The following is a 26,225-nucleotide window of genomic DNA, read 5'->3' on the forward strand; positions in this document are numbered from 1 at the left end:
GGTCGTGCGTCGCACCGTCGGGACGTGTCGAGCCTAGATCCGGAGATGACCGACACCTGTCGTTTAGGGCACCCGGGCGCCGTGCACTCGCTGTGAATAGGCTCGGGCGGGTGAACGACGTGCTGACGACCCTGCTCGACCTGGTGCAGTCCGTCGATCCCGTGCTGAGGACGGTGCTGGCCGGCGTCGCCATGGTGCTCGAGACGTCGGTGCTGCTCGGCCTGATCGTGCCGGGCGACACGGTGGCGATCGTGTCGGCCACGGCGGTGGCGTCACCCTTCGAGTTCGGTGCGCTCGTGGTCGCCCTCGTCCTCGGCGCCCTGGTGGGCGAGAGCATCGGGTTCGCCCTCGGCCGGTTCTTCGGACCGAGGATCCGCGCGAGCGCGCTCGGACGACGCCTCGGCGAGGCGAACTGGGTCCGGGCCGAGAACTACCTCGCGCGACGGGGCGGCATCGCCGTCTTCGTCTCGAGGTTCCTGCCGGTTCTGCACTCGCTCATCCCGTTGACGGTGGGCACGAGCCCCATGCGCTACCGGACGTTCCTCACCTGGACGGCCCCCGCCTGCCTCCTCTGGGCCCTCGCCTACGTCTCCGTCGGCGCGGCGGCCGCGGGCAGCTACCGCGAGCTGGCGGACCGACTGCACCAGGCCGGGTACGTCTTCGTCGGCATCATCGTCGCGTTCGTCCTGCTGGTCGTCGTCGTGAAGAAGGTCCTGCACCGCCGCGAGGAGCGCCACATGACACGCCCCGACGGGGACGCGGGCGACGGGACGTCCTGACCCGCGCCTCCTCGGGGTCGCCCTCCGGGCGGGGCCCGGACGACGGAGAGCCCCGTTCCGCGAACGGAACGGGGCTCTCGACGAGGGGGCCTAGATGTCGAGCAGGCCCTTCTCGGTCAGGTAGTCCTTGGCGATGGTGGCCGAGGACTCCTTGTCGGTCTGGCTCTTCGAGTTGAGCTTCTGCAGGTCGGAGGCGCTCAGGACCTCGTCGACGCTGTCGATGACGTCCTGGGCGTCGGAGTCGACCTTGTCGGACACGATCGGCACCACGTTCTGCGGCAGGATCATGTTCTCGGGGTCTTCCAGGGTGACGAGGTCGTTCTCGGCGATCAACGGGCTGGCCGTGTAGATGTCGGCCAGCTGGACGCTGCCGTCGGTCAGGGCCTTGACCGTCAACGGGCCACCGCCGTCGTCGATCGGCGTCGAGGTGACGTCGACACCGTAGATGCTCTTCAACCCGGGAGGGCCGTAGGGACGTTCGGCGTTCTCGGGCGGAGCACCCAACGTCAGCGTGCCGGAGTAGTCCTTGAGGTCGGCCAGGCTCGTGATGTCGTTCTCCTCGGAGAACTCCTTCGTCACGTTGTAGCTGTCCTGGTCGGACGCCGCGGCGGCCTTCAACGCGGTCAGACCGGAGGGCAACGCGGCGGCGAGGGCCGTCTCGACCTCTTCGGGCGACTTGGCGGTCTCGTCCTTGTCGTAGTACTGCAACAGGTTGCCGGTGTACTCGGGGAAGACGTCGATCTTGCCGGACTCGAGCTCGGGCAGGTAGACCTCGCGCTGACCGATCTGGTACTGACGGTCGACCGTGTAGCCCTTGGCCTCGAGGGCCTGGGCGTACAACTCGGCGATGATCTCGTTCGAGTAGTACTGCTGCGAGCCGATGACGAGCGTGTCGCCGTCGCTCGACGCCGACGAGTCGCCGGAGCTCAGCGGGTCGCTCGACGCGCACCCTGCCAGGGCCACCATGGCCCCGATCGCGACTGCGCCGAGAACGGTGAGCCGGCCTTTCTTGTTCGCTGTGATCACTGTGTGCCTTTCGTGAGGGGTGTTGCCGTGACCGCCCCGGGCCGGACGGCCCTGGAGCGGATGTCGGTGGGGCGCCCGGCCGTGACCCCGGCGGGGACGACGAGACGCTGGACGATCGAGAAGAGGATCTCGAGGACGACCGCGAGGGCGATGACGAGGATGGAGCCCGCCAGCATCTTCGGGTAGTCGTTCGCCCGGAGGCCCGTGATGATGTAGCTGCCGAGACCGCCCGCGCCGACGAAGGTGGCGAGGGTCGCCGTCGCGACGACCTGGAGGACGGCGGACCGGATGCCGCCGATCAACAGGGGCAGGCCGAGGGGCATCTCGACCTTCGTCATGATCTGCCACTCGGTCATGCCGACGGCCCGTGCGGCGTCGACGGTCTTGCGGTCGACGGCCTCGAACCCCGAGTAGGCACCGGCGAGCACCGACGGGATCGCCAGGATGACGAACGAGATGATCGGCGCGGTGAGGCCGATGCCGACGGACAGGGCGATCAGGGTGATGACGCCGAAGGAGGGCAGGGCACGCGCGCCGCCCGAGATCGAGACGGCGATCGAGCGACCACGGCCGGTGTGTCCGATGAGGTACCCGACGGGAACGGCGATCACCGAGGCGATCACCACCGAGAGGGCGCTGTACCAGAGGTGCTGGCCCAGCCTCGTGGGGATGCCGTCGGCACCCGTCCAGTGGATCGGGTCCGCGAGCCAGGCGAACGCCTCGACGAAGAAGTTCACGGCAGCACGACCTTCTGGCGGTCCTGGAGGGGAGCGACGGGCTTGATCTTGGCGTCCTTGCGGCTCCAGGGCATGAGGACCCGCCCGAGGAGCACGAGCAGGAAGTCCAGCACGAGGGCCATGACGATGGTGAGCACGATCCCCGCCACGATCTCGGCGGTGATGTCGCGCTGGAAGCCGTCGATGAAGAGGAGTCCCAGACCGTTGACGCCGAGCACCCCTCCGACCGTGGCGAGGCTGACCGTGCTCACCACGACGACCCGCAGACCGGCGAGCATGACCGGACCCGCCAGGGGGAACTCGACCCTCCAGAACCGTTGCCAGGACGAGTAGCCCACGGCCGTCGCCGACTGCGTGACGTCGGCCTCGACGGCGGCGAGGGCGTCGGCCACCGATCGGACCATGAGGGCGATGCCGTAGAGGGTGAGGCCGATGACGATGTTGACGGGACTCCGCAGCGAGGTGCCGAAGACCACCGGCAGGGCGATGAGGAGGGGCAAGGACGGAATCGCGTAGAACAGACCGGCGACCGTGAGGATTCCCCTCGACACCCGGTAGCGGTTCGCGAACCAGCCGATGGGCAGCGAGATGACGAACGCCAGGATGACCGGCGGCACGCTCAGGCCGAGGTGCACGATCGTCTTGTCGAGGATGTAGTCGCTGTTGGACCAGATCCAGTTCACGACGCCTGCCCACCTCGGACCGACTCGGTCAGCACCCCGGCGGTGCGCCCGTCGCCGTCCACCACCACCTGCCCGGTCGGCGTCTGCTCGACGTGGAGGGCACGCTTGCCCCGGTTGGCTCCGATGAACTCGGCGACGAAGTCGGTGGCGGGTGCCGAGAGGATCTCGGCGGGGCTGCCCTGCTGGGCGATCTGGCCGCCCTTCTCGAGGATCACGACCTGGTCGCCGAGGTAGAAGGCCTCGTCGATGTCGTGCGTGACGAAGACGACGGTCTTGTCGAGTTCGCGCTGCAACCGGATGAGCTCTTGCTGCAGGTCGGACCGGACGAGCGGATCGACGGCACCGAAGGGCTCGTCCATGAGCAGGATGTTCGGGTCGACGGCGAGGCCACGGGCCACGCCGACGCGCTGTTGCTGCCCTCCGGACAGCTGGCTCGGGTAACGCTGGGCCAGGTCACGGTCGAGACCGACGGTGTCCATGAGCTCGAGGGCGCGGTCGCGGGCGACCTTCTTCGACGTGCCCTTGAGGACGGGGACGGTCGCGATGTTGTCGACGACCTTGCGATGCGGAAGGAGGCCGGAGTTCTGCATGACGTAGCCGATGCTGCGGCGGAGCCCGACGGGCTCGAGGTCGCCGATCGACTTGCCGTCGATCTCGATGACACCGGAGGTCGGGTCGACCATGCGGTTGATCATCCGCAGGATCGTCGTCTTGCCGCAGCCGCTCGACCCGACGAAGACCGTGGTCTTCCGGGACGGGATCACCAGGCTGAAGTCGTCCACCGCCAGGGTGCCGTCGGGGTACTGCTTCGTCACGGAACGGAACTCGATCATGGGTGGCTCATTCCTCGTGGGCAGCACGAATCGACACTTGCCAGGGCGTTCACCCAACCACAGATCCCGACGAAGCGTCACCGACCCCGCCGGGGCCCCCGACGCCGGCCGTCACACGGCCGACGAGGTCAGTGCGCGCCGACGAGGGGCTCGAGGTAGCCCGTCAGGACCGTGCGGCACTGGTCGACGAAGCGGCCGTCGCCCTCGGCGTCGTCGATGAAGGCGCGCGCCAACAGGGCGTTGGCGATCTCGACCGCCACCTGGAGGCCCAGCTCGAGCTCGTCGGTGCGCGGCACCGAGCAGTGGTCGACGAGCACGGCGAGCAGCTGCTCGGCCAGGGGGCTCGTGTACTGGCGCGTCTCGGGCGTGCGCACGTCGGGTGCGTCGCCGAAGCGGATGGCCCGGAAACCGGGCTCGCTGCGGTACATCTCGGCCTTGGCGTCGACGAACAGGTCGACGGCACGACGCCAGTCGGTGACGGCGTCGTCGGACACGGCCTCGTCGACCCGGACGGTCAGACGCTGGACGGAACGCAGGGCGAGCGCGTCGACGACGGCGATGCGGTCGGGGAAGTAGCGGTAGACCGTGCCGATCGAGGCGCCCGCCCGCTCGGCGACCATGGCCGTCGTCAGACGCTCGTAGCCGATCTCGTCGATGATGGCCGCGGCCGCGTCGAGCAGCCCGGTGAGCCGCGCGGAACTGCGAGCCTGGACCGGCTCGTTCCTCAGCAGCGGTGAACCCCCGGGCAGTGCGTCATTGACGTCGGTGACGAGCAACGTTTCTCCGTTTCGTGGCGATGCCTCGACGGGGTCGGGCACGGTGCGATGACGTCGGAAGGGGGACCGTGGTGGCGGTCACCGGATGTCGGCGGCTGCCACCAGAATGGATCGCATGTGCGGACGATTCGTGATGGCACGCGCCTCGAGCGACCTGGTGGCCCTGTTCGACGTCGATGTATCAGGAGACACTCTCCCAGAGCCTTCCTGGAATATCGCTCCGACCCGGCCGGTGAGTCTGCTCGTCGACGCGGCTCCTCGGGGCGAGGACGCCGGCGGCCCGCCGGTCCGACGGCTCGCCGCGGCGCGGTGGGGTCTCGTGCCCGGTGGCTCGGCAGGGCCCGACTCCGGTCCCCCGCTGTTCAACGCGCGGTCCGAGTCGGTCGCCGAGAAGCCGTCGTTCCGCGACGCCGTGGTCTCGCGCCGCGGCCTGGTCCCGGCCACCGGGTGGTACGAGTGGCAGACCCTGCCCGACGGCTCGAAGCGCCCCGTCCTCGTGCGGCTGCCCGACGACGAGGTGGTGCTGTTCGGCGCGCTCTACGAGTGGTGGCGAGACCCGTCGGCCGAGGTGGGCGCCCCGTCTCGGTGGCTGTTGTCGACGACCGTGTTGACCCGCGCCTCCTCGGGTCCGGTGTCCGAGGTGCACGACCGCATGCCGGTGCTCGTCGGCACCGACGTCATGGACGACTGGCTCGACCCCGAGACCGAGGGCGACGACGACCTGGTGCAGGGCATCGCCGGCCTCAGCGACGAGATCGCCGCGCGCCTGCTGCACCACGAGGTCGGCCCCGAGGTCGGCTCGTCGTCGGTCGACCACCCCGGTCTGCTGGCCCCCGTCGGCTGATCCGGTCCGCCGGCGGTCCGTCCGTCCGTCCGACGACCCATCGTGCGAGACTGACCGGATGCCCGACACCCGCAAGGCACCGCCCGCCGCCGTCGAGCCCTTCCTCCACCGAGCGGCCCGCATCGAGAACTCGGTCCACCGCTTCCGCGAGAAGCGAGCCCGACGCCGCGGCCTCCTGCCCACCGTCGTGCCGTACACCGGCTACGGCGCTCCCGGATGGGCGCGGGTGCTGTCCCGCGTCCTGCTCACCCGGACGGGCACGCTGTCGGGCGTGGACCGCCTCAACGTCCGGGGGTGGCGCAGCTTCACCAGCGTGCCCGTCGAGAAGGCCCTGGTCGAGGTCTCGCTCGGCGGTCGCGTCCAACGCGTCCAGGCCGACCGCGGTGGCGTGCTCGACGCCCGCATCGCCGTCGACCTCGAACCCGGCTGGCACGTCGCGACCCTCAGTACCGAGGGGTCCGTGCCGGTCGAGGCGCCGATCTTCGTCATCGATCCGGAGGCGCGGTTCGGCATCGTCTCGGACATCGACGACACCGTGATGGTCACCTCGCTGCCCCGGCCGCTGCTCGCGGCCTGGAACACCTTCGTGCTCAACGAGCACGCCCGGCGCCCGGTGCCCGGCATGGCCGTGCTCTACGAGCGCCTGAACGCGGCGAACCCCGGGTGCCCCGTCATCTACCTCTCGACGGGCGCCTGGAACGTGGCGCCGACGCTGTCCCGCTTCCTGTCCCGCAACCTGTACCCGAGCGGCGCACTCCTGTTGACCGACTGGGGCCCCACCCACGACCGGATCTTCCGCAGCGGTCGCCTGCACAAACAGGAGTCACTGCGCCGCCTCGCCGACGAGTTCCCCGAGCTCAAGTGGCTGCTCGTCGGCGACGACGGGCAGCACGACGAAGAGCTGTACGGCACGTTCCTGCACGACCACCCCGAGAACGTGGCCGCCGTGGCGATCCGTCAGCTGTCGCCGAGCGAGGCCGTGCTGGCCGGTGGACGGTCGCGGTCGGAACACGCCGAGGGCAGCGACGTCGTCTGGGTGTCGGCACCCGACGGCGCCGGCCTGTGGGAACAACTCCTCGACAACGGCGTGATCGACTGACCCTGGTAGCTCGTGGTGATCCTGTGATAGTGGGATAATCCTGTTTTGTAGGTCGACATGGCTGCTATCGTGGATCATCCCGAGATTGGAGCATCGTGTTCGACGACGACCAGGCCGCACGAGTGCCGGTGCCCCCGCTCGTGTCGACGGACGAGCGTGAACGCCAGGTCGGCGAGCAGGTCCGTCGCCTGAGGCTCGACAGGGGACTCGACCAGCTCGAACTCGCCCGACGGGCCGACCTGTCCCCCAGCACGGTGCAGTCCCTCGAGGCCGGCCGCGGCAGCACGTTGCGCACGCTCGTCCGCGTCCTGCGGGCCCTCGGTGCCGACGACGTCCTCGGGGGCATCGCCCCGGCGAGCGCCGTCAGCCCGCTCGACGTGCTGCGGTCGGCGGGCGACGAGCCGCGACGTCGGGTGTATCGCCCGCGGGGCGGACGATCGCCGGGCGGCGACTCGTGAGCTGGGTCCCGGTCCGTGCGGTCGAGGTGACGGCATGGGGTCTCCGGGTGGGGGCCGTGGCGCTCGACCCGGCGATCGGGGCGTACGTCTTCGAGTACTACCCGGACTGGGTGGCGCGCGGCATCGAGTTGGCGCCACTGACGATGCCGGTGCGTACGCGGCGGCACGTCTTCCCGCAGTTGCCCGAGGCGACGTTCCATCGCCTGCCCGCCGTGCTGGCGGACGCGATGCCGGACGACTTCGGCAATGCGGTGATCGACGCCTGGTTGGTGCGCCAGGGGGTGTCACGGCAGCAGGTGAGCCCGCTCGACCGGTTGGCGTACATGGCGGACCGGGCCATGGGGGCGTTGGAGTTCCGGCCGGCGCGGGGACCACGTCAGCGGACGACGAGCGCGGTCGAACTGAGTGCGCTCGTCGAGGGGGCACGCAGCGTGCTGGACGCCAGCTTCGGCGACGACCGCGAGGCGGAGTCGGCGATCAGGTCGTTGATCCAGGTGGGGACGTCGGCGGGTGGGGCGCGGGCGAAGGCGGTGGTCGCGTGGAACCGTGGCACGGGCGAGATCCGGTCGGGCCAGGTGGCGGCGCCGGACGGGTTCGAGCACTGGTTGATCAAGCTGGACGGGGTGGGCCCGGACTCCGAGCTGGGGTCGGGAGGTCTCGCCGGCCGGGTCGAGTACGCGTATTCGCTGATGGCGGGGGCGGCGGGGATCGACATGGCCGAGTGCCGGTTGCTCGACGAGAACGGGCGGTCGCACTTCATGACGCGTCGGTTCGACCGCCGGGCCGAGGGCAAGGCCCACGTCCTCACGCTGTGTGGGGCGGCCCATCTCGACTTCCGGCAGCGACAGGCCCACGACTACGGGCAGCTGTTCGACGCCGTCCGTCGGATGGGGTCGGGCGACGAGGCGATGGCGCAGGCGTTCCGCCGGATGGTCTTCAACGTGCTGGCGGCCAACAACGACGACCACACGAAGAACTCGTCGTTCCTGTTGGCGGGGCCCGAGGCGTCGTGGGGGCTGTCGCCCGCGTACGACGTGACGTTCGCGCACAACCCGACCGGGCGGTGGACGTACCAGCACCTCATGGGGGTGGACGGCGTCTTCCGTGACGTCTCGCGGGCCGACGTGATGCGCCTGGCGGACCGTTTCCTGGTGCGGGACGCGTCGGGCATCGTCGACGAGGTGCGTGACGCGGTGGGGCGGTGGCGGTCGTTCGCCGACGAGGCCGGCCTGCCCCGCGAGGCGGTCGTCCACGTCGAGGAGGCGCTGCCCGGCTGGTGAGGACGCAGGCGCCTCGGCACCCGGGCCTCGGCCCCGCACCGGGGGTGGCCGATGTCGGTGGGGGTTCGTAGACTCCGTTCGAACACACATTCGAACGAGAGGTCGGCAGATGAGGGTGGACGAGAAGGTCCCGGTCGAGACGACCGCCGACGGGGCGCCCCTGCGCTTCGAGTGGCGGGGGGTCGTGTACGGCGTCGTCAGTTCGCCCGAACTCTGGGTCACTCGGACCGACTGGTGGCGATCGGCGACCCGGGCACCACGCGGGGCGAGCGCGCACCTGCTCGAGATGACGGTCTGGCGGGTCGACGCCGTGCCGCTCACGGACGGTGCCCACCGGGTCGACGGCACCTTCGACCTGGCGCTCGACGGCCGAGGCGACTCGTGGTTGCTGCTCGGGGTGTTCGACGACCGGGTCGAGCAGCAGCTGTTCGCCTGACCCCGGGCGTCCGTCGGACGACGGTGGCCGGTGAGCCGTGCGACGTCGGGAATTCCCCCCGTGCCACACTCGTTGACGCACCAGGCGCCCTGCGCCCCGGGGACGCCGTGGTCCCGCACCACCCGCCTCCCCGACCGAAGAGAGCCTCCCGATGAATCCGTTGCTGTGGTTGTTCGACGCGCAGGTGCACATCGGCGACCAGACGATCCTCTGGCGCGAGGTGGTGGGCAACGTCTTCGGCCTGCTCAGCGCCCTCGGCGGCATGAGGCGCAAGGTCTGGGCCTGGCCGATCGGCATCGTGGGCAACGCGCTGCTGTTCACCGTCTTCCTCGGCGCGGTGTTCGACACCCCCAACCCGGTGAACCTGCTCGGGCAGGCCGCACGCCAGGTGATGTTCATCGTGGTGTCGATCTACGGCTGGTACCGCTGGAAGCACGCCGACGACGCCGGCGGCGCGGCCGTCGAGCCCCGCTGGGCGGGGTGGAAGAACCGGGTGCTGATCGTCGTCGTCCTCGTCGGCGGCACCGCCGCGTTGACCCCCCTGTTCCACCTGCTGGGGTCGTACGAACCCGTGTGGGCCGACGCCTGGATCTTCACCGGGTCGCTCCTCGCCACCTACGGCATGGCCAAGGGCTGGGTCGAGTTCTGGTTGATCTGGGTCGCGGTCGACCTCGTCGGCACTCCCCTGTTGTTCAGCGCCGGCTACTACGCGTCGGCGTTCATGTACGTCTTCTACGGCGCCTTCACGCTCGCGGGGTTCGTCGTCTGGGCTCGCACCCGGCGGCAGAAGCCCAAGGTCGAGACGCTCTGGCCCGATCCGACGCTGCAACGCTGATCCCGGCCCCGGGGCGCGCTGGTTTGATGAGCACATGCCCCTGCCCATCGAGAACTACGCACTGATCGGCGACCTGCACACCGGAGGCCTCGTCGGCTCCGACGGCAGCATCGACTGGCTCTGCCTCCCCCGCTTCGACTCCGCGTCGACCTTCGGTGCCCTGCTCGGCGACCACGACGCCGGACGCTGGCTCGTGGCCCCCTCCGACGCCGCCGCCACCTCGACCCGGCGATACGTCGACGACACCTTCGTGCTCGTCACCCGCTGGACGACGCCCACCGGCGTGGTCGAGGTCACCGACCTCATGCCCTACGGCGACCGGCGGGCCGACGTCGTCCGCCGGGTGACCGGGGTCTCGGGCACCGTCTCGATGCACGTGGACCTCGCGATCCGGTTCGGCTACGGGACGGCCCTCCCCTGGGTGCGGCAGATCCCCGAGGGCGACGAGACGGCCCTCGTCGCCACGGCCGGGCCCGACGCCGTCGTGGTCCGCGGCCCGCGGCTGACGGCCACCGACCACACGCACGAGGCGACGTTCGACGTCTCCCCCGGCGAGACGGTCGACCTCAGCCTCACCTGGTACCCGTCCCATCGCGAACCGCCGGCGCCCCTCGACGTGCCGGCCGGCATCGACGAGACCGTCGCCTGGTGGCAGGCATGGGCCTCACGCTGCTCGGCCCCCGAGGCCTACGCCCCCGAGGTGCACCGGTCGCTCCTGATCCTCCGAGCCCTCACCAACGAGGACACCGGAGGCATCGTCGCCGCGGCGACCACGAGCCTGCCCGAACGGTTCGGCGGCTCGCGCAACTGGGACTACCGCTACGTGTGGCTGCGTGACGCGTCGATGACGCTGCAGGCGCTCATCCTGCACGGATACGCCGAGGAGGCCGACCGGTGGCGCGGCTGGCTGCTGCGTGCCATCGCCGGGGACCCCGCCGACGTGCAGATCATGTACGGCCTGGCCGGCGAGCGGTACCTGCACGAGAGCGAACTCGGGCATCTGCCCGGCTACGACGGGGCCTCACCGGTGCGCATCGGGAACGCCGCGTACGAGCAGTACCAGGGCGACATCTTCGGCGAGGTGATGGTGGCCCTGCACGAAGCCCGCCTGCTCGGCGTCGAGGAGAGCGAGTACTCGTGGCCCCTGCAGCGTGCCCTCATGCAGTACGTCGAGGACAACTGGACCCGGCCCGACAACGGCATCTGGGAGATCCGCGGCGAGTTGCAGCACTTCACCCACTCGAGGGTGATGATCTGGGCCGCTCTGGACCGGGCCATCAAGGGCATCGAGCAGTTCGGCCTCCACGGCCCCGTCGACCGGTGGCGCCGGCTGCGTGACGAGGTGCGCACCGAGATCGAGACCCGCGGCTGGAACGCCGACCGCGCCTCCTTCACCCAGCACTACGGCACGACCGAGGTCGACGCGTCCCTGCTGCAGCTGCCGCAGGTCGGCTTCGTCGCCGCCGACGACCCCCGGATGCTCGGCACCGTCGCCGCCATCGAGCACGATCTGCTGCAGGACGGCCTGCTCATGCGTTACCGCACCGAGAGCGGCATCGACGGCCTGGACGGGGCGGAGAACCCGTTCTTGACCTGCTCGTTCTGGCTGGCCGAGCAGTACGCCGCCTCGGGGCGCGTCGACGACGCCGTCGCCCTGATGGACCGGCTGGTCGGCTACTGCAACGACGTCGGGATGCTCTCGGAGGAGATCGAGGTCGCGACGGGGCGCCACGTCGGCAACACCCCGCAGGCACTGTCGCACCTGGCGCTGGTGCGCGCGGCCGACGCGATCGGGAAGGCGCACGACCGCGGGTGACCCGACCCGCGCCTCCTCGGCTGCCGGACGCGACGACGGCCGCCCTGCTCGGGAGAGCGGGGCGGCCGTCGAGGTCTGCCGGTCAGGAGTGCGCGACCAGGATCAGGCGGGCCAGTCCGACGGACCGGTCGACCCGGCGGCGTAGGTGTCGAGCGGCACCTGGTCGGCCTTCCAGGCCTCGATCACGGGAGCGACGATCGCCCAGCAGCGCTCGGCCACGTCGCCGCGGATCGAGAGCGTCGGGTCGTCGTGGAAGATGCCGCTGAGCACCTCGCCGTAGGGCGTGAGCTCGGGCTTGCCCAGGGTGACCGACATCGTCGACTTCTCGAGGTCGAAGGGGTTGCCCGAGCCGTTCGTGGTGACGCCGAGCTCCATCGTCTCGGGGCTGATCTCGATGCGGAGCGTGTCGGGCGTCGACGAGCCGTTGAGGCCCTCGGGAAGCGCGGGGACCGGCTTGAAGGTGATGAGCACCTCTTTGCGGATCTTGGTCATGCCCTTGCCCGACCGCAGGATGAACGGGACGCCGGCCCAGCGACGGGTCTTGACCTCGAACTCGACCTCGGCGAGGGTCTCGGTCTGGCGCTCGTTGTCGACGCCGTCCTCGTCGGCGTAGGCGGGGACGTCCTTGCCGTCGATCGTGCCGGCCGCGTACTGGGCGCGACGGCTCGAGGCGACCGGGTCGGCGTCCTTGACCCAGGTGGCGCGCAGGACGCGGGCGATCTCGCTGCGCAGCTCGACCGAGTCGATGCTCGACGGGGCGTCCATCGCGATGACGGCGAGCACCTGCAGCAGGTGGCTCTGGATCATGTCGATCAGCGCGCCGGCCTTGTCGTAGTACTGGGCGCGACCCTCGAGGCCGAGGACCTCGTCGTAGAAGATCTCGACCTTCTCGATGTTCTCGCTGTTCCAGACCGGCTCGAAGAGGCGGTTGGCGAAGCGCAGGCCGATCATGTTGAGGACCGTCGCGCGACCGAGGAAGTGGTCGGTGCGGTGGATGCGCTCCTCGGGGACGATCTTGAGGAGTTCGGCGTTGAGCTCGCGGGCGCTCTCTTCGTCCGAGCCGAACGGCTTCTCGAGGGCGAGGCGCAGGCCGTCGGGCAGGTCGATCTCGGCGAGCGCCTGGATCACCTTGGTGCTGATGGCGGGCGGCAGGGCGAAGTACATGACCGGCGTGCCCTCGCTGGCCTCGAACAGGGCCTTCAGGTGCTCGACCGTGGTCGGGTCGCCCTGGATGTACCGGCTCGACGCCAGCGTCTTCTTGGCGAGGTCGCTGCCGGCGTCGCCGTTGAAGGCGGTCTTCACGACGTCGTCCCACTCTTCGGGGCTGCGCTCGCTGCGGCCGGTGCCGATGAGCTGGACGTCGACGCCGCGGTCGCTCTTGAGCAGGCTCGCGAGGCCGGGGAGCAGCAGACGCTCGGTGAGGTCTCCGCTGGCTCCGAGGATGATGAGGGTGGTGGTGTCTGTCACAGTGCAGCTTTCGTGGGAGGGCGACGATCGTGTCGTCGCTGGTCGATCAGGCGGCGGGGGTTCTCGGGGCCACGGGTGTCAACGCACAGGGGGGACGGACATTCCCGTCGACCGCCCCGGCCGCGGAGGGCACGGGTCGCGTCTCGGCGCCGGTGCCCGGTCAACCGTACTGCTCCCGGAGGGCGAGCGCCGTATCGGGGTCACCGACCGGCGTCGGCCTCGCCGTCCTGCACGGTGTCGTGCGGGGCGGTGTCGCGGGGTGCGCTGTCGTCGTCGACCGGCCCCGTGCTGTCGGTGCCGCCCACCCGGCCGCCGGTGTCGTCGTCGCCGGCCGTGCGCCCCTCCTCGGCGGCGTCGTCCTCGGGGCGGGGCGCGGTGGTGTCGTCGGGGTCGAGCGCGGCGATGATGCGTCCGAGCGAGACGGCGATCGAGACGCCGCCGCTCGTGTCCGTGGTCGGGCGGTCCCGGTGGCGGTCGACGGCGTCCCAGAGGTCGGCGACGCGTCGCCGGGCGTCGGTGAACGCGTCGACGTCGTCGGCCCCGTGGCGTCGGATGACGGTGGCGACGCCGTGCACGGCGTGGGCGACGTCGGGCGCGAGGTCGTCGGGCATGCCGATCTGCCGGCCGATCCGGCGACCGAGGATGCCCGAGACCTCGGCGACGTCCTGCAGGTGGAACGAGACGCGCTCGTACGTGGCGAGATCCGCGTACTCCTGGCCGAGGTCGCGGCGGCGGAGCAACCACCGCGGGTTCATGCGACGGGACTCGTCCGCGTACGCGACGGTCTCGCGGACGCGGCGGAGGGTGCTCGGCAGGACGCCCACGCGACGCTCCCATTCGTCGTCCTCGAGGGGCCAGGGGGTCTCGAACACGCCGGCGACCTCGTCGGCCCGGTCGGCCAGCGAGTCCTTCACCCGGAGGAGGCGCTCCTCGGCACGCGAGGCGTAGAGCGGCGGCACGAGCACCAGGTTGACCACGACGCCGACGACGACGCCGACGCCGATCTGCACGATGTAGCCCAGCGAGTAGGCCTCGGCGTTCGCGCCGCCGAGCAGCAGCACGAACAACCCGGCCGTGAGCACCCAGTCGCGACCGGCGCCGAGCCAGCGGATGCCCGCCACGAGCACGCCGACCCCGACGACGAGCGCCACCGCCAACACGCCGGGCCGACCGTCCTGCAGCGAGAAGACCGCCGTGGCGAGGGCGATGCCGACGACCACGCCGACCAGCACCTGGAACCCTTGTCGCAGCGAACTCTTGATGGTCGGGTACATCGCGATCACGGCGCCGAGCGGCGCGTAGTACGGGTAGTCGGCGGCGACGCCGGGCACCTGCGGCGCGATCCAGTAGGCGAGGGCCGCGGCGAGCGCCGTCTTCACGGCGAGCAGGAGGCGCGGTTGGGCCAGCAGGACGCGGGTCCAGTGGGTCGCGGTGCGGGCGTCGCGACGCAGGGCGGACCGTCGATCGGTCGGGGTGGGGCGTCGATCGGGCGAGGCGGGGCGTCGATCGGTCGGGGTGGGGCGTCGATCGGACATGCCCCGATGATGACAGGCCGTGGGACCCGAGGGACGGGCCACGGGGTGCGACGGCCGATCGGAGCGACGTACACTGGTCGAACACCTGTTCGAACGACCCGGCCGGGGGTTCAGCAGCCCGAGGTACCGACCATGAGCTTCACCCACCTGCGCGTCGCGTCGGCGTTCAGCGCCCACCACGGCACGGCGCACCCGAAGGCGCTCGTCGACGCCGCCGTCGCGGCGGGTGCCGACGCGGCGGCGATCACCGACCGGGACGGGCTGTACGGGGCGATCCGGCACGTCGGGGCCTGCCGGACGGCGGGCGTCGACCCGATCGTCGGGGTCGAGCTGGGCTGCCGGGACGACCGCGAGGGGTTCGTGGACGGTGGTGCCGTCGGAGGCGGGGCCGTCGGCGGGGTCGACCGCATCGTGGTGCTGGCGCACGGGGCGCGGGGCGGCGGGCCGGCGAAGGCGGGGTGGGCGGCGCTGTGCCGGCTGATCAGCGCGTCCCACGGTCGGGCCACCCGCCGCGCCAGCGGCAGCGCCAACAGCGTGGCGACCATCGCCCGGTCCCGGGTGAGGGGCTTCGTCCAGGGCGAGACCGAGCCGGCGGCGACCGTGCTGCTGGGGCCCGACTCCGACGTGGGCCGACTGGTCCAGGCGGGGCGTCACAGCGAGGCCGCGGCGTCGCTCGCCGACTGGGCGGCGACGCTGCCGGGCGGCGTGGTGGTCGAGGTGGTCTGCCACCTGACCGAGCCGGGCGAGAGCCGCAGCATCCGGCACGCCGCCCGCATGCTCGAGTTGGCCGACCACGTCGGGGTGCCGGCCGTGCTCACGAACGCCGTGCGGTACCTCGATCCCGACGAGGCCGTCACGGCCGACGTGCTCGACTCGGCGGGGCACCTGGCCGCCCTCGGCTCGTTCCGGCCCCAACCGAACGCCCAGGCCTACCTCAAGCGCCCCGCCGACATGCGCCGACTGGCCCGTCTGGTGAGCGACGCCTCGTCGTTGCCCCGCAGCGTCGGAGACGAGATGCTCGCCGCCACCGAACGCCTGGCCGACCGGTGCCGACTCGACCCCGTCGCCGACCTCGGCTGGGGCCGCCCGAAGGTGCCGGAGCTCAGCGCGATCGGCGTCGACGGCGACCCCGACCAGGCGCTGTTCCGGCAGGCCCAGGCCGGCGTCACCGAACGCTTCGGCGACGCCGACCGTGCCCTGCGCGACAAGGTCGAGGACCGCATGCGCTACGAACTCGGCATCATCACCGGGTTCGGCTTCGCCGGGTACTTCCTCACCGTGGCCGACGTCTCGGCACTGATGCGCGACCTGCGGGTGCGCAACGCGGCGCGGGGATCGGGGGCGGGCAGCCTCGTCACCTACCTGCTGCGCATCTCGAACGTCGACCCGATCGAGCACGACCTGCTGTTCGAACGGTTCCTCGGCAACAAGCGCGAGACCCTGCCCGACATCGACATCGACGTCGAGGCGGCGCGGCGGCACGAGGTCTACCGGGCGATCTTCGACCGGTACGGCAGCAACCGGGTCACGCTCATGTCGATGCAGTCCACCTACCGCGGACGCGGGGCGGTGCGCGACGCCGGTCTCGCGCTGGGCCTCGACGACGAGCAGATCGACCTCGTGGCCAAGAACGTCTGGCGGTCGAACGCCCGAGACCTGCGCACGGCGATGGCCGAGAAACCCGAGCTGCGCGAGATCGCCGAACTCGCCCGGAGCAACGACCAGATCGACCTGCTCGTCGATCTCAGCGAACGGCTAGACCGTCTGCCCCGGCACATCTCGATGCACCCGTGCGGGGTCATCCTCGGCGACTCCGACCTGCTCAGCACGACCCCCGTCCAGCCCAGCGGCATCGGCCTGCCGATGAGCCAGTTCGACAAGTACGACATGAACGACGCCGGCCTGCTCAAGCTGGACGTCCTCGGCGTCCGCATGCAGAGCTCGCTCGCCTACGCCCTCGACGAGATCGAACGCGTCAACGGCCCCCGTGCCGCCCTCGCCGGCGCCCTGCCCGTCGACGTGCCCTACGTGAACCGCCAGGGTCGGATCGAGCTCGACGAGATCCCGCACGACGACGAGCCCACCTTCGAGGCGATCCGCACCACCCACACGCTCGGCATGTTCCAGATCGAGAGCCCCGGGCAGCGCGAGCTGATCGGCAAGATGCAGCCCGACCGCTACGAAGACCTCATCGCCGACATCTCGCTGTTCCGGCCCGGCCCGATGAAGGGCAACATGATCGCGCCGTTCCTCGACACCAAGCACGGATTCCAACAGCCCGACTACCTGCACCCGAGCTTCGCGTCGTTCCTCGACGACAGCTACGGGGTGGTCATCTACCACGAGCACGTGCTGCGCATCCTCGAGGCGACCATGCAGGTGTCGCTCGCCGAGGCCGACGAGATCCGACGGCACATGGGCAAGGGCGACGACGACGCGCTCGAGGCCACCTTCCGCGAGCGCACCCGCGGCAACCTCGACCCCGCGACCGGGAGGCGACGCTTCGACGACGCCGCGGTCGACCGGATCTGGGCCGCGCTCAAGGGGTTCGGGTCGTTCGGCTTCTGCAAGGCCCACGGGGCCGCGTTCGCCCTGCCGACCTACCAGAGCGCGTGGTTGAAGACCCACTACCCGGCCGAGTTCCTGGCGGGCGTCCTCACCCACGACCCGGGCATGTACCCGAAGCGGTTGCTGCTGACCGAGGCGCGACGCATGGGCGTCCCCGTGCTGCCGCTCGACGTCAACGCCTCGACCGACGTCTACCGGGTCGAGCGCCTCCGGCCGCCGGCGACCCCGATCGCGCCGACCCGGGTGGGCGACCTCGGTCTGCGGCTGTCGCTGGCCGACGTGCACGGCATCAGCGACGCCGAGTTGGCCCGGGTGGTCGTGAACCGTCCCTACGACTCGATCACCGACTTCTGGCAGCGGGCGACGCCGTCCCGATCGCTCTTCGAGCGCCTGGCGCAGGTCGGGGCGCTCGACTCGGTCGCCGGGCCCGGCCGCACCCGCGGCGACGTCCTGGCGCGGGTGCGGGCGCTCACCGGCCGGTCGTCGCGCCCGAAGGCCACCGACGTCGAGAACCAGCTCGACTTCTCGATCGACGACTCCGACACGGTGCCGACCGGCACGCCCGACGTCGACGCCCGGCAGCGGGTCGCCGACGAGCTCGACATCCTCTCGATGGAGGTCAGCGAACACGTGATCGAGAGCTACCGGCCCATGCTCGACGACCTGGGCGTGGTGCGCGCCGCCGACCTGCGCGACCACTGGAACGGCACGACCGTGCTCGTGGCGGGCATCCGCATCGCGACCCAGACCCCGCCGATGCGCAGCGGCAAACGCGTGGTCTTCATCAGCCTCGACGACGGCAGCGGCTGCTCCGACTCCACGTTCTTCGAGGAGGCCCAGGCCCGCGCCGGCTCGCTGCTGTTCGGCACGCAGCTGATGGTGATCCAGGGACGCACGCGTCGCACCGGCGAGCGCGGCATCTCGCTCGAGGCCGAGAACGCGTGGGACCTCAAGGCGATGTGGCGCGACTGGAACGCGGCCCGCGCCTCCTCGTCCTTGGCCGTCGGCAACTCCTGACCCGTGTCGTCACCACGGCGGCCAGGGCCGCCGCTCGTCCGCGCACGTCGCAGCAGCCAGGAATTGCCGACACCCCGTGCGTAGGGTGGCGACATGAGCGATCAGCAGGTCAAGGGCAGCTACGTCGAACCGGGTCAGGAGTACACCCGCGACACCAACTACATCGAGGACCGCATCACGCGCGATGCCGTCGACGGGTGGCCGGTCGAGGCCGGTCGCTACCGCCTGGTCGCCGCCCGGGCCTGCCCCTGGGCGAACCGCAGCGTCATCTCGCGACGCCTGCTCGGACTGGAGGACGCGATCTCGCTCGGCCTGCCCGGCCCCACGCACGACGCCCGCAGCTGGACCTTCGACCTCGACCCCGACGGTCGCGACCCCGTCCTCGGCATCGAACGCCTCCAAGAGGCGTTCTTCGCCCGCACGCCCGACTACCCGCGCGGCATCACCGTGCCGGCGATCGTCGACGTGCCGAGCGGCAAGGTCGTCACGAACGACTTCCCCCAGATCACCCTCGACTTCGCGACCGAGTGGACCGCCCACCACCGTGAGGGTGCCCCCGACCTCTACCCCGAGTCCCTCCGCGGCGAGATCGACGAGGTGAACGCCGTGGTCTTCCACGACGTCAACAACGGGGTCTACCGCGCCGGTTTCGCCGGGTCGCAGAAGAGCTACGAGCGGGCCTACCGCACCCTCTTCGAGCGGCTCGACTGGTTGTCCGAGCGACTGGCCGGTCAGCGCTACCTCGTGGGCGACACCATCACCGAGGCCGACATCCGGCTGTTCACCACGCTCGCCCGGTTCGACGCCGTCTACCACGGGCACTTCAAGTGCAACCGGAACAAGCTCAGCGAGATGCCGGTGCTCTGGGCCTACGCCCGCGACCTGTTCCAGACCCCTGGGTTCGGCGACACGATCGACTTCGACCAGATCAAGGCGCACTACTACGTCGTGCATTCCGACATCAACCCGACGGGCATCGTCCCGGTCGGTCCGGACGCCTCGGGATGGCTCACCGACCACGGGCGCGAGCAGCTCGGTGGCCGCCCCTTCGGCGACGGCACTCCCCCGGCACCGCCCCGCGCCGGCGAAGAGGTGCCGACGCTCGTCGGGGCCTGAGGCACCGCCTCGTGCTCGATCCCTCGGACCGGTTGCGCACCACACGCGACGAGGCCCTGGCGCTGGCCGCGCGACTGCTCGGGGACATGGAGGCGGTGGCCGCGGCCCGCGAGGGAGCCAACGTCGACGACGAGCACGACCCCGAGGGGTCCACGATCGCCTACGAACGGTCGCAGCTCGACGCCGTCCGGCGATCGGCCCTCGAACGCGCCGCCGACGCCGAGGCCGCCCTGGCCCGGCTCGCCGACGGCACCTTCGGGCGCTGCGAGCGATGTGCGGCCCGGATCGGCGACGCTCGGCTCGAGGCGCGACCCACCGCCCGACTCTGCATCGACTGCGCGAGCTGACCCGCGCCTCCTGCAGGCGCCTCGTCCCGCGCCCACAGCGGGGGCGTCAGCGGGGCGTCAGCCCCAGATGCGAGCGATCTGCTCGTCGAGGAACGACTCGAACCAGGCGTCGCGGTCGGTGACGACGTCGGTGAGGTGACCGAAGAGCTCGAAGCTGAGATGCCCGTAGAGGGCCGTCCAGGCGGTGATGCCCGCGGCCAGCACACCGGGGGCGACCGACGCCCCGAGGCCCTGGGCGAGCTGCGTGAACTCGTCGGCCAGGCCGGCTCGCACGGGCATCGCCCGCAACGTGGCTCCGCTCGCCGCCGCGTCGTCGACCGCCCCGAGCAGGAGCAGCCCCACCGCGATCGCCGGTTCGACGGTGTCGACGGGGGCCGCGTACCCGGGGACGGGTGAGCCGTAGAGCAGGGCGTAGCGGTGCGGGTCGGCGATCGCCCAGCGACGGGTCGCACGGGCCGTCTCGCGGAAGCGCTCCTGGTGGTCGGCCCGGTCGACGTCCTGCTCGGCCCGACGGGCGGCCTCGGCGAGGTCGACGTAGGCGTCGGTGATCAGGCGGGTCAGCAGGGCGTCGCGGCTCGGGAAGTACCGGTAGATCGCCGAGGACGCCATGCCCAGGTCGCGCGCGACGGCGCGCACCGACAGGGCGGCCGCTCCCACCTCGGCCAGCTGCCGGTGGGCCGAGGCGAGGGCGCGCTCGGCGATCTCGGTCCGTGCGCGCTCGCGGACGCCCCCCACGGCCCGGTCGCGTCCGTCGTCCCCTGCGTTCGTGGTCATGCCCCGATCCTGTCGTCCGAGAGCACGCGACACAAACGAGAGCACCGCTCTTGCGTGTCGGGCCGCCCGACCCTAGGGTCAGATCCGAGAGCACCGCTCTCGCTCATCGCCCCCAGGAGGACCCCATGCCCACCCATCTCGTCGTCGGAGCCGGAGCCATCGGCACCCCCCTCGTCCGCCGCCTCGCCGAGCGGGGCGACACCGTGCGCGTCGCCACCCGCCGCGGCACCGCGATCGCCGGGGCCGCCCCGTTCACGCTCGACGCCAAGGACGCCGCCGCCCTGACGAACGCGGCCCACGGCGTCGACACGATCGTGGTCTGTTCGAACCCGCCCTACCCCGCATGGGGCGTCGAGTGGCCGGCCATCACCACGGCCCTGATCGAGACGGCCTCCACCACAGGGGCGCGCATCGTGCTGATGGGCAACCTCTACGGCCACGGGCCGGTGTCCGAGCCGATGACCGAGCATACGCCCCTCGCCTCCGCCGAGGGGAAGGGCAGGGTGCGTGCCGACAGCTGGCAGCGGCTCCTGGCCGCGGCCGACCGGGGCGTCCGGGCCGTCGAGGTGCGCGCGAGCGACTACTTCGGGCCCGGTGCCGGGCGCAACGCCCACCTCGGCAGCGACTTCTTCGGGCCGCTCGTCGCGGGCCGCACCGCCCACGCGGTCGGCGACGTGACCCAGCCGCACGCCTGGGCGTACCTGCCCGACGTCGTCTCGACCCTCGTGGCCGCCATCGACCGCGACGAGTGGGGACGCGCCTGGCTGACGCCGCACGCCACCCACGCCTCACGGGTCGCGATCGCCGAGGAGGCGCGGCGCCGCTACGGCCTGACCGGTCGCGTCCGCCCGTGGAACCCGCTGCTGTGGGCCGGCCTGACCCGCACGGTGCCGTTCCTCCGCGAGGTGAGGGCGATGCAGTACCAGTTCGACTCGCCCTTCGTCGTGGACTCGTCCGAGAGCGAACGCCTGCTCGAGATCGGACCGACCCCGTGGCCCGAGGCGCTGGACGCGACGATCGCGGCCGCCCGCGACGCCGTGCGTCGGTGACTCCTGACTCCTGTCGCCCGCGCACGACGACGGCCCCTGCCCCCGGGGACGTCCCGCGACGGCGCGACGGGAAGAAGGAGTTGCCGACGCGACCGACGGTTCCCCGAGGTCACAGCAGACCCCCACGCGCCGCCCTTCCCCGACGGCCGCACGCCGCCGTACGCTGACAGCACCCCGGCGACGACGCCGCACGACGGCCGACTCGCCCCGATCGACGACGATTGGTGCTCCATGACGCTGACCGCGAGCCGTCCGCCCCGCGACGTCGGGCCGCAGCGCCGGGTGGTGCGCGACTCGTGGGACCGCGCCTCCCGGCACCGGCTCGATCCCGACGGCCTGCCCCGACTCGAGCTGCCCGAGGACGACCTCGACGACTGGCGTCGGGACCACCCGTTGGCGCTCGCGCTGCCCGTGGTGCGTCGTCTGCTCACGGACGACGTCTCGGGCTCGGGACTGCTCGTCGCGCTGGGCGACGAGCACGGACGCCTGCTCTGGGTCGAGGGCGACCACGCGGCCCGCCGCCGCGCCGAGGACATGCTGTTCGTCGCCGGTGCGGGCTGGTCGGAGTCGCGGGTCGGCACCTCGGCCCCGGGCACCGCCCTCGTGCTCGACCGGGGCGTGCAGATCCGCGGCGACGAGCACTGGAACCACCGCGTGCGGGCCTGGAGCTGCACGGCCGTCCCGGTCCACGATCCCGTCGACGGGCACGTCATCGGAGTCGTCGACATCACGGGAGACGAGCGGGCGGCCGGCTCGTTGACGCTGCCCCTGGTCACGGCGACCGTCGCGGCCGTGGAGGCGCACCTCGCGCTCCTGGGGTTCGCCGCGGTCGATCGCGTCCCGACCCGCACCCCCCGGCGGCCGGTCCGATCCGGTCCGGACTCCCCCGCCGGCCTGACGACCCTGGGCCGTGACGAAGCCGTCCTCACGGTCGGGGACGGATGCATCGCGCTGGGTGCCCGGCACTCCGAGATCATGACCTTGCTCGCCCACCGGACCGCCGGCTACACCGCTCACGAATTGGCCGACGCGGTCTACGGCGACGTCGACGCGGTGACCACCCTGCGTCCCGAGATGGTGCGCCTGCGGCACGTCGTCGAGGCCCTCGACCCCACGCTGGTCCCCCTGTCGCGCCCGTACCGCCTGCCCCGCCCGGTCGCCCTCGACCTCGACGCGCTCGTCGGGCTCGTCGACCGCGGCGCCCACCGCGCCGCCGTGCGAGCCGACACCGGCCCGGCGCTGCCCTCGTCCACGGCACCCGGCGTCGTGGCGCTGCGGGTCGAGGTCGCGGCGACCGTCCGGGACGCGCTGCTCACCGGCGGGTCGATCGAGAGCCTGGTGTCCTACTCCGAGTCGGACGCGGGTCGCGACGACGTGCGCGTGCTGCTCGAGCTGCTGCGTCGGCTTCCGCCGGGATCGCCCCGGCGGACGCACCTGGTCGCGCACCTCGAGGCGCTCGGTGGCCGGGACTGACGCGCAACCGGATGCAACCCCGCCCGACGTAGCCTGCCGCCAGCGGCGGGCGACCCCCGCCACCGACCCGACACCGTCGTCGAAAGGGACCGTCATGACCGTCACCACTCCCCCGAACACCTACGCCGCGCCGGGACGGCCCGACGCGAAGGTGGCCTTCAAGCCCCGCTACGACCACTTCATCGGCGGCGAGTACGTCGCCCCGGCGAGCGGGCAGTACTTCGAGAACCCGAGCCCGGTGAACGGCAAGGTCTTCACGGAGGTCGCCCGGGGCAACGCCGCGGACGTCGACAAGGCGGTCGAGGCCGCCTGGCGCGCGTTCGACTCGTGGAAGAAGACGACGATCGCCCAACGCGCGCTGATCCTCAACAGGATCGCCGACGTCATGGAGGCGAACCTCGAGATGCTCGCCGTCGCCGAGACCTGGGACAACGGCAAGCCCATCCGTGAGGCCCTCGCCGCCGACGTCCCGCTCGCGATCGACCACTTCCGCTACTTCGCCGGGGCGATCCGGGCGCAGGAGGGTTCGACCGGCGAGATCGACGCCGACACCGTCGCCTACCACTTCCACGAACCGCTCGGCGTGGTCGGCCAGATCATCCCCTGGAACTTCCCGCTGCTGATGGCCGTGTGGAAGCTCGCCCCCGCCCTCGCCGCCGGCAACTGCGTCGTCCTCAAGCCGGCCGAGCAGACCCCCGCGTCGATCCACGTCTTCATGGACCTCGTCAAGGACCTCCTGCCCGCCGGGGTGCTCAACATCGTCAACGGCTTCGGCGTCGAGGCCGGCGCCCCCCTGGCGAGCCACCCGAACATCCGCAAGATCGCGTTCACCGGCGAGACCACCACCGGGCGCCTGATCATGCAGATGGCGAGCGAGAACCTCATCCCGGTGACGCTCGAGCTCGGCGGCAAGAGCCCGAACGTCTTCTTCGCCGACGTCGCCGACGAACGGGACGACTTCTACGACAAGGCCCTCGAGGGCTTCTCGTTCTTCAACCTGAACTCGGGCGAGGTGTGCACCTGCCCGAGCCGGGCGCTCGTGCAGCAGTCGATCTACGACCAGTTCACCGCCGACGGCGTCGAGCGGGTGAAGAAGGTCAAGCAGGGCGACCCGCTCTCGATGGACACCATGATCGGCGCCCAGGCGTCCAACGACCAGCTCGAGAAGATCCTGAGCTACATGGACATCGGCAAGCAGGAAGGCGCGACGCTGCTGCTCGGCGGCGACCGGGCCGACCTGGGCGGCGACCTGACCGGCGGCTACTACGTCAACCCGACGATCTTCGAGGGCCGCAACTCGATGCGGATCTTCCAGGAGGAGATCTTCGGCCCCGTCCTGTCCCTGACGAGCTTCAGCGACTACGACGACGCCATCAAGATCGCCAACGACACCCTCTACGGTCTCGGTGCCGGCGTCTGGAGCCGCAACGGTGCCCAGCTCTACCGGGCCGGCCGCGACATCCAGGCCGGTCGCGTCTGGTCGAACACCTACCACCAGTACCCCGCCGGGGCGGCGTTCGGCGGCTACAAGCAGTCCGGCATCGGTCGCGAGAACCACAAGATGATGCTCGACCACTACCAGCAGACCAAGAACCTGCTGGTCAGCTACGCGGACGGTCCGATGGGCTTCTTCTGATGACGCCAGAGCAGACGGCCGCCGCCGCGCCGGCAGCGGCAGCAGCCGAGGAGGCGCGGGTCGGCGCGGTCACGCCGGCCCACGCCTCCGGGACGGTCGCCGCCACCCCCTCCCGGGTCGACGTCTCCCCCGAGGCGGCGGCGTTCCTCGTGTCCCTGACGGCGCAGCACGGCCCGCTGATGTTCCACCAGTCGGGTGGCTGCTGCGACGGTTCGTCGCCGATGTGCTACCCCGTCGGGTTCTTCCGGGTGGGAGCCGTCGACGTCCACCTGGGCGACCTGCACGTCGACGGGATCGACCCGATCGAGGTCTACATGTCCCGGAGCCAGTTCGAGTACTGGAAGTACACGCACCTCACGATCGACGTCGTGCCGGGCCGCGGGGCCGGGTTCTCGATCGAGAGCCCGGAAGGCCGGCGGTTCCTGATCAGGTCACGACTGCTGGACGACGACGAGCTGCGGGCGTTCGGGCTCGACGACGCGGTGGGCGACACCCCGGCCTGATCGGCCGACGCCGCCCGGGGACTCAGTCGGTCGGCGGGTGGGGCAGGGCGTAGACGCCGTGCCCCACCCGGTCGACCACGCCCTGCCGGGCGAGGACGCTCAGCGTCGACAGCACGCTGCTCCGGCGGTAGTCGGGCAGGGCGGCGACGATCTCGGTGGTGCGCCGGGCGCCGTTCCGCAGCACCTCGGGCACGCGGTCGGCCAGGGAGTCGCCGACGGGCGCGGTCGCCGGGGCGACGTCCGTCGGGTCGCCGGCCCGCGCCTCCTGGTCGTACTCGGCCCGGGCCTGGTCGAGTCCCTCGGCCGAGACCCGGGTGGTCGCACCGTCGGCACCGGAGGCGTGCGCGTAGGGCGCGAGGGTGAGCGATCGGCCGACGCGCGCGTACACGGCCGAGGCGCTGGTGCCCTGGTGCTCGGCGATCTCGGGGTAGGACGCGCCGCCGAGCAGCAGCACCGCCTCGCCCTCGAGGCCGAGCCACTGGCCGAGGCTCGCGATCTCCCAGCCGGCGGTCGTCACGGCCGAACCCCAGACCTCGATGTCGTCGGCGTGCTCGGTGGTGAGCGTCTCGAGGTCGTCCAGCAGGTCGAGGAGCCGCCGGCGGGCGTCGTCGACGATCTCGGCCGTGAACTGTGGCGGGCGGCGAAGTTTGATCGGTCGTGACATTTGTGAAAGACTATCCAAGTTGCCTTCGTGGCACCACGACGTCGTCCGGCAGTCCGGGCGTCACATCCCCCACTTTTTTGGAGTTCCCATGGCTTTCGCAATCGTGCGCGCCGGTGGCCGTCAGGAGAAGGTCGAGGTCGGCACGATCCTGACCGTCGACCGCCTCAAGGCCGCGACCGCCGACACCGTCTCGTTCGTCCCCGTCCTGCACGTCGACGGCGACACCATCCTGTCGGGCGACGACCTGGCCAAGGTCACCGTCGAGGGCGAGGTCCTGAACGACCTGCGCGGCCCGAAGATCGTCATCCAGAACTACAAGAACAAGACCGGTTACAAGCGTCGCATGGGCTTCCGTGCCGACCTGACCCGCGTCAAGATCACCTCGATCACCACCAACTAAGGGGCTGACACCACATGGCACACAAAAAGGGCGCATCGTCCACCCGCAACGGTCGTGACTCGAACGCACAGCGC

26 protein-coding genes are annotated in these 26,225 nt (G+C 71.2%); 17 read left to right on the forward strand and 9 right to left on the reverse strand.

Annotation, left to right across the window (positions count from 1 at the left end):
- The first annotated feature begins 110 nt into the window (after positions 1-110).
- Positions 111-779, forward strand: coding sequence for a DedA family protein (locus ASL10_RS06800; RefSeq protein WP_056045718.1), 669 nt, complete (start codon positions 111-113; stop codon positions 777-779).
- A gap of 90 nt (positions 780-869) precedes the next feature.
- Here ASL10_RS06800 and ASL10_RS06805 read toward each other — a convergent pair whose 3' ends face one another.
- From ASL10_RS06805 to ASL10_RS06825, 5 genes are all read right to left on the reverse strand, one after another.
- The gene (locus ASL10_RS06805; protein WP_235452495.1) at positions 870-1,805 is read right to left on the reverse strand and encodes an ABC transporter substrate-binding protein; all 936 of its coding nucleotides are present in this window, start codon (positions 1,803-1,805) and stop codon (positions 870-872) included.
- Positions 1,802-2,542, reverse strand: a complete 741-nt coding sequence (locus ASL10_RS06810; RefSeq protein WP_056045720.1) for an ABC transporter permease — start codon at positions 2,540-2,542, stop codon at positions 1,802-1,804. Before ASL10_RS06810 ends, ASL10_RS06805 begins: the two co-directional genes overlap by 4 nt.
- Entirely contained in the window at positions 2,539-3,225 is a 687-nt protein-coding gene (locus tag ASL10_RS06815) for an ABC transporter permease (RefSeq protein ID WP_056045723.1), read from the reverse strand. Before ASL10_RS06815 ends, ASL10_RS06810 begins: the two co-directional genes overlap by 4 nt.
- Positions 3,222-4,058, reverse strand: a complete 837-nt coding sequence (locus tag ASL10_RS06820; protein ID WP_056045726.1) for an ABC transporter ATP-binding protein — start codon at positions 4,056-4,058, stop codon at positions 3,222-3,224. Before ASL10_RS06820 ends, ASL10_RS06815 begins: the two co-directional genes overlap by 4 nt.
- Positions 4,059-4,186: 128 nt before the next feature.
- Positions 4,187-4,834 carry a TetR/AcrR family transcriptional regulator gene (locus tag ASL10_RS06825; protein WP_056045731.1) on the reverse strand — a complete coding sequence of 216 codons (648 nt, stop codon included), beginning with the start codon at positions 4,832-4,834 and terminating at the stop codon, positions 4,187-4,189.
- Positions 4,835-4,949: 115 nt separating this feature from the next.
- Here ASL10_RS06825 and ASL10_RS06830 point away from each other — a divergent pair, with 115 nt between their 5' ends.
- The 7 genes from ASL10_RS06830 to ASL10_RS06860 all read left to right on the forward strand — a co-directional run bounded on the left by ASL10_RS06830 (position 4,950) and on the right by ASL10_RS06860 (position 11,602).
- Complete coding sequence (locus ASL10_RS06830) at positions 4,950-5,678, forward strand: SOS response-associated peptidase (RefSeq protein WP_159824822.1); 729 nt, start codon at positions 4,950-4,952, stop codon at positions 5,676-5,678.
- A 58-nt stretch (positions 5,679-5,736) separates the two neighbouring features.
- Positions 5,737-6,777 carry an App1 family protein gene (locus ASL10_RS06835; RefSeq protein WP_056045734.1) on the forward strand — a complete coding sequence of 347 codons (1,041 nt, stop codon included), beginning with the start codon at positions 5,737-5,739 and terminating at the stop codon, positions 6,775-6,777.
- Positions 6,778-6,872: 95 nt separating this feature from the next.
- Positions 6,873-7,235, forward strand: coding sequence for a helix-turn-helix domain-containing protein (locus ASL10_RS06840; protein WP_056045735.1), 363 nt, complete (start codon positions 6,873-6,875; stop codon positions 7,233-7,235).
- Entirely contained in the window at positions 7,232-8,515 is a 1,284-nt protein-coding gene (locus ASL10_RS06845; protein ID WP_056045738.1) for a type II toxin-antitoxin system HipA family toxin, read from the forward strand. Before ASL10_RS06840 ends, ASL10_RS06845 begins: the two co-directional genes overlap by 4 nt.
- Before the next feature lie 109 nt (positions 8,516-8,624).
- Positions 8,625-8,951 carry a DUF6504 family protein gene (locus ASL10_RS06850; RefSeq protein WP_055972315.1) on the forward strand — a complete coding sequence of 109 codons (327 nt, stop codon included), beginning with the start codon at positions 8,625-8,627 and terminating at the stop codon, positions 8,949-8,951.
- A 151-nt stretch (positions 8,952-9,102) separates the two neighbouring features.
- Complete coding sequence (pnuC, locus tag ASL10_RS06855; protein WP_056045741.1) at positions 9,103-9,786, forward strand: nicotinamide riboside transporter PnuC; 684 nt, start codon at positions 9,103-9,105, stop codon at positions 9,784-9,786.
- Positions 9,767-11,602, forward strand: coding sequence for a glycoside hydrolase family 15 protein (locus ASL10_RS06860; RefSeq protein ID WP_255350794.1), 1,836 nt, complete (start codon positions 9,767-9,769; stop codon positions 11,600-11,602). The genes pnuC and ASL10_RS06860 overlap by 20 nt, the downstream gene beginning before the upstream one ends.
- Positions 11,603-11,704: 102 nt before the next feature.
- Here the strand turns inward: ASL10_RS06860 and ASL10_RS06865 are convergent, their stop codons facing one another.
- Positions 11,705-13,069, reverse strand: a complete 1,365-nt coding sequence (locus tag ASL10_RS06865) for a glucose-6-phosphate dehydrogenase (RefSeq protein WP_056045748.1) — start codon at positions 13,067-13,069, stop codon at positions 11,705-11,707.
- Positions 13,070-13,269: 200 nt separating this feature from the next.
- Complete coding sequence (locus ASL10_RS06870; protein ID WP_056045752.1) at positions 13,270-14,604, reverse strand: aromatic acid exporter family protein; 1,335 nt, start codon at positions 14,602-14,604, stop codon at positions 13,270-13,272.
- Between the two features lie 132 nt (positions 14,605-14,736).
- Between ASL10_RS06870 and ASL10_RS06875 the strand changes: the two genes are divergently transcribed.
- The 3 genes from ASL10_RS06875 to ASL10_RS15970 all read left to right on the forward strand — a co-directional run bounded on the left by ASL10_RS06875 (position 14,737) and on the right by ASL10_RS15970 (position 19,652).
- Positions 14,737-18,189: a DNA polymerase III subunit alpha gene (locus tag ASL10_RS06875; RefSeq protein ID WP_056045756.1), complete on the forward strand. Its 3,453-nt coding sequence runs from the start codon at positions 14,737-14,739 to the stop codon at positions 18,187-18,189.
- Between the two features lie 93 nt (positions 18,190-18,282).
- Positions 18,283-19,305 carry a glutathione S-transferase family protein gene (locus ASL10_RS06880; RefSeq protein ID WP_056045759.1) on the forward strand — a complete coding sequence of 341 codons (1,023 nt, stop codon included), beginning with the start codon at positions 18,283-18,285 and terminating at the stop codon, positions 19,303-19,305.
- 11 nt (positions 19,306-19,316) lie between these two features.
- The gene (locus ASL10_RS15970; protein ID WP_235452497.1) at positions 19,317-19,652 is read left to right on the forward strand and encodes a TraR/DksA C4-type zinc finger protein; all 336 of its coding nucleotides are present in this window, start codon (positions 19,317-19,319) and stop codon (positions 19,650-19,652) included.
- Positions 19,653-19,709: 57 nt separating this feature from the next.
- Here the strand turns inward: ASL10_RS15970 and ASL10_RS06890 are convergent, their stop codons facing one another.
- Positions 19,710-20,426, reverse strand: a complete 717-nt coding sequence (locus tag ASL10_RS06890; protein ID WP_056045764.1) for a TetR/AcrR family transcriptional regulator — start codon at positions 20,424-20,426, stop codon at positions 19,710-19,712.
- Positions 20,427-20,551: 125 nt separating this feature from the next.
- Between ASL10_RS06890 and ASL10_RS06895 the strand changes: the two genes are divergently transcribed.
- The 4 genes from ASL10_RS06895 to ASL10_RS06910 all read left to right on the forward strand — a co-directional run bounded on the left by ASL10_RS06895 (position 20,552) and on the right by ASL10_RS06910 (position 25,087).
- A complete protein-coding gene (locus ASL10_RS06895; protein ID WP_056045767.1) occupies positions 20,552-21,475 on the forward strand; it encodes an NAD-dependent epimerase/dehydratase family protein in 924 nt (307 codons plus the stop codon).
- Positions 21,476-21,706: 231 nt separating this feature from the next.
- Entirely contained in the window at positions 21,707-22,948 is a 1,242-nt protein-coding gene (locus ASL10_RS06900) for a GAF domain-containing protein (protein WP_056045768.1), read from the forward strand.
- Positions 22,949-23,042: 94 nt separating this feature from the next.
- Positions 23,043-24,584 carry an aldehyde dehydrogenase family protein gene (locus ASL10_RS06905; RefSeq protein ID WP_056045771.1) on the forward strand — a complete coding sequence of 514 codons (1,542 nt, stop codon included), beginning with the start codon at positions 23,043-23,045 and terminating at the stop codon, positions 24,582-24,584.
- Positions 24,581-25,087 carry a DUF779 domain-containing protein gene (locus ASL10_RS06910; protein ID WP_369794400.1) on the forward strand — a complete coding sequence of 169 codons (507 nt, stop codon included), beginning with the start codon at positions 24,581-24,583 and terminating at the stop codon, positions 25,085-25,087. Before ASL10_RS06905 ends, ASL10_RS06910 begins: the two co-directional genes overlap by 4 nt.
- A gap of 22 nt (positions 25,088-25,109) precedes the next feature.
- Here ASL10_RS06910 and ASL10_RS06915 read toward each other — a convergent pair whose 3' ends face one another.
- Positions 25,110-25,751: a hypothetical protein gene (locus ASL10_RS06915; RefSeq protein WP_056045774.1), complete on the reverse strand. Its 642-nt coding sequence runs from the start codon at positions 25,749-25,751 to the stop codon at positions 25,110-25,112.
- Positions 25,752-25,839: 88 nt separating this feature from the next.
- Between ASL10_RS06915 and rplU the strand changes: the two genes are divergently transcribed.
- On the forward strand, positions 25,840-26,151 hold the full coding sequence (gene rplU / locus ASL10_RS06920) for a 50S ribosomal protein L21 (protein WP_054144935.1): 312 nt from the start codon (positions 25,840-25,842) through the stop codon (positions 26,149-26,151).
- Between the two features lie 14 nt (positions 26,152-26,165).
- Positions 26,166-26,225, forward strand: a 60-nt coding sequence (locus ASL10_RS16335; RefSeq protein ID WP_200922599.1) for a 50S ribosomal protein L27, incomplete at its 3' end; no start/stop codon positions are given.

This window comes from Frigoribacterium sp. Leaf8, assembly GCF_001421165.1.
Taxonomy (GTDB): domain Bacteria; phylum Actinomycetota; class Actinomycetes; order Actinomycetales; family Microbacteriaceae; genus Frigoribacterium.